Here is a 3,478-nt window from a genome sequence, read left to right as displayed (position 1 = left end):
GTGAAGCGACGGGCAAGCCCGCTCCCGTGGTCGGCGGCTCGTGCGACTTCGGTGTCGTGGTCACCACCGGCGATGAGTTCACCGTGCTGACGACCGGCCTCACCGTATTCCAGAACAAGAAGATGGTGATCCCGATCCCGGGCTGGGGGCTCAACGATCTGATCTTCGCGCGGACTCGCGCCGCGATCCCTGCCGGAGTGTCCGTTCTGAGAATCCCCTACACCCCGGCGAAATTTCCTCCCCGCGATGAGTCCAAGGACACATTGAAGGACAGGTTGTTCCGCGATCTCAACGCGGAGCTGGCCGGATACATGCGCGAGGTCGTGAAAGGAACGAATTGCCGGCACTACATCCAGATCCTCAATTCAATCAGCCCTATCGGGACATCGAACTATACGGTCCGCGGTTTCGGCATCCTCAACCAGGATGTAGTGCTAGGGCGTCGCATCTATCTTTATGCCCTGGCGTTTATCCGCATCTTTGACGGGCGCGACTTCTCCGTTGTCAGACAGAGCTCTGCGCTGATCAACGTGCATCATTCCCTGGTGGTGCAGAGGCTTCTGGGCAGGCAAATCGGCGGCCCCTATCGCGAATTACCCGCAGAATCGTTTCCAACGCGCCCTGAAGATGCCGCCGACAATCCCGCACTGCGCGACGGCGTGCGCGCCATGCTGACCGAAAGCCTCGACAAGACGCTGCCGCTTTTGCTCGGTGTTCGATCAGCAGCGAGTCAAAGCGACGCCAAAGAACGTTGATCCACATGTCGTTCACGCCGCTTGCCTTCTGCCTAGGCGTAGTGCGTTGCGAATGCGCGGCAAACGCGGCATGAATTGCGCTGTTCGCCTCCCGCCGATAGAAGGTTCCGCGCCATGATCAAGCTCTACTGGTCGCCCCGCTCGCGCTCGTTCACGACGCTCTGGCTGATGGAGGAGAGCGGCCTGCCCTATGAGCGCGTGCTGACCGACATCTCGACCGGCGCGCAGAAGGCGCCGGATTTCCTCAAGATCAATCCGATGGGCAAGGTGCCGGCACTCGCCGACGGCAATGCCGCGCTCGCCGAAGCCGCGGCGATCTGCGCCTACATTGCCGACCGTTATCCCGAGACCAAGCTCGCGCCCGCGGTGACCGATCCGCGCCGCGCGCGCTATCTGCAATGGCTGTTCTTCTCGCCGGGCTGCATCGAGCCCGCCATCATCCAGATCTTCACCAAGATCGAGATCCCGACCTCGACCGCGGCCTGGGGCAGCGCAACGCAGGTCTTCGACGTGCTGGAAGCTGCGCTCACCAAGGGCCCGTGGATTCTCGGCGAGGAATTTTCCGCCGCCGACATCACGGTCGGCTCCGGCCTCAACTTCGCGGTGCGCCTGTTCAAGATGGTGCCGTCGCGCCCGGCCTTCGATGCCTATCTCGCGCGCTGCATGGCACGGCCTGCGTTCCAGCGCGCGGAGAAGATCGCGGCGGGTTAAGCAAGCTCAGAGATCCGCAGGGTGGGCAAAGTGAAGCGTGCCCACCACTTGTATCGCGATCGCCGAGAAATGGTGGGCACGGCGCGCGAAGAGCGCGCCTTTGCCCACCCTACGAAGCTAGTCCGACGATTTCAAATCCCCCGGCTTCGGCATCAGGACGATGTTGTAGCCGGAATCGACATAATGGATCTCGCCGGTCACGCCGCCGGAGAGGTCCGACAACAGATACAGCGCCGAGCCGCCGAGCTCGTCGAGCGTGACGCCGCGGCCGAGCGGCGAGTGCTTCTGCTGGAACGCGAACATCGCACGCGCCTCGCCGATGCCGGAGCCGGCGAGCGTGCGCACGGGGCCGGCGGAAATCGCATTGACGCGGATGCCGCGCGGTCCGAAATCCGTGGCGAGATAGCGCACGGAGGCTTCCAGCGCCGCCTTGGCGACGCCCATCACGTTGTAGTTCGGCATCGCGCGCATCGAGGCGCCGTAGGTCAGCGTGATCATGCTGCCGCCCTGCGGCATCAGCTCGGCGGCGCGTTTTGCCACCTCCGTGAACGAGAAGCAGGAGATCACCATGGTGCGCGAAAAATTCTCGCGGCTGGTGTCGGCGTAGCGTCCCTTCAGCTCGTTCTTGTCGGCAAAGCCGATCGCATGAATCACGAAGTCGAGCTGGCCCCATGTCTCACGGAGCGTGGCGAAGGTGGCATCGACGCTGGCGATATCCTCGACGTCGCAAGGCAGCACCAGCTCCACGCCGAGCTGCTCCGCCAGCGGCTTGACGCGCCTGCCCTGGGCATCGCCCTGGAAGGTGAAGGCAAGCTCTGCGCCATGGGCATGCAGCGTCTTCGCCATGCCCCAGGCGATCGAATGATCATTGGCGATGCCCATGATCAGACCGCGCTTGCCCTTCATCAAACCTTCCATTGCAGCCGTCACTCCCATTTTCGACGTCATCGCCCGCGCAGGCGGGCGATCCAGTATTCCGAGACAGTCATGGTAATCGCAAGGCCGCGGCGTACTGGATGCCCCGCCTTCGCGGGGCATGACAGAGTGCTGGGCTCACGCATCGAGCCGGCTGAACACCAGCGTGGCGTTGGTGCCGCCGAACCCGAACGAGTTCGACAGCACGGTGCCGATTTTGACGTTGTCGATGCGCTTGCGCACGATCGGCATGTCGGCGAACACAGGGTCGAGCTCCTGGATGTGCGCGCTTTCGCAGATGAAGCCGTTGTTCATCATCAGCAGCGAATAGATCGCCTCCTGCACGCCGGTCGCGCCGAGCGAATGGCCGGTCAGCGCCTTGGTCGCCGAGATCGGCGGGCACTTCTCGCCGGCGCCGAACACGCGGCGCAGCGCATCGATCTCCGGCGGATCGCCGGCCGGCGTCGAGGTCGCGTGCGGATTGATGTAGTCGACCTTGGTCTTCACCGTCGACATCGCCATGCGCATGCAGCGCTCGGCGCCTTCGCCGGAAGGAGCGACCATGTCGTAGCCGTCCGATGTCGCGCCGTAGCCGACGATCTCGCCATAGATCCGCGCGCCGCGCGCCTTGGCATGTTCGAGCTCTTCCAGCACCAGCACGCCGGCGCCGCCGGCGATGACGAAACCGTCGCGGTTGACGTCGTAGGGACGCGAGGCGGTCGCCGGCGTGTCGTTGTATTTCGAGGACATCGCGCCCATGGCGTCGAACAGCACCGACAGCGACCAGTCGAGCTCCTCGCAGCCGCCGGCGAAGATGACGTCCTGCTTGCCGATCTGGATCGTCTCATAGGCATTGCCGACGCAATGGTTCGACGTCGCGCAGGCCGACGAGATCGAATAGTTCACGCCCTTGATCTTGAACCAGGTCGCAAGCGTCGCCGACGCCGTCGACGACATCGCCTTCGGCACTGCAAACGGTCCGACGCGCTTCGGTCCCTTGCTGCGGGTGATGTCGGCGGCTTCGACGATGGTGCGGGCCGACGGACCGCCGGAGCCCATGATGATGCCGGTGCGGATGTTGGAGACTTCGTCGGGCC

Annotated in this window: 4 protein-coding genes; 2 read left to right on the top strand and 2 right to left on the bottom strand. The window is 64.0% G+C overall.

Features of this window, described 5'->3' with window-relative positions; genetic code table 11:
* Positions 1–755: hypothetical protein (locus ACXJL8_RS36830; protein WP_456686598.1), on the top strand; the 755-nt coding region annotated here is incomplete at its 5' end.
* A gap of 114 nt (positions 756–869) precedes the next feature.
* Complete coding sequence (locus ACXJL8_RS36825) at positions 870–1,466, top strand: glutathione S-transferase family protein (RefSeq protein ID WP_456618519.1); 597 nt, start codon at positions 870–872, stop codon at positions 1,464–1,466.
* Positions 1,467–1,583: 117 nt separating this feature from the next.
* On the opposite strand, the gene fabI is transcribed toward ACXJL8_RS36825, so the two are convergent.
* A complete protein-coding gene (fabI, locus tag ACXJL8_RS36820) occupies positions 1,584–2,384 on the bottom strand; it encodes an enoyl-ACP reductase FabI (RefSeq protein ID WP_456618520.1) in 801 nt (266 codons plus the stop codon).
* Between the two features lie 135 nt (positions 2,385–2,519).
* Positions 2,520–3,478: beta-ketoacyl synthase N-terminal-like domain-containing protein (locus tag ACXJL8_RS36815; RefSeq protein WP_456686597.1), on the bottom strand; the 959-nt coding region annotated here is incomplete at its 5' end.

This window comes from Bradyrhizobium sp. P5_C11_2, from assembly GCF_054049755.1.
Note: the sequence above shows the minus strand (reverse complement) of the source record. Positions and strands in the feature narration are given on the sequence as shown.

Coding starts and splice junctions, on each gene's coding strand:
- fabI (WP_456618520.1), bottom strand. CDS start 2,384: ATGGAAGGTTTGATGAAGGGCAAGCGCGGTCTGATCATGGGCATCGCC.
- ACXJL8_RS36825 (WP_456618519.1), top strand. CDS start 870: ATGATCAAGCTCTACTGGTCGCCCCGCTCGCGCTCGTTCACGACGCTC.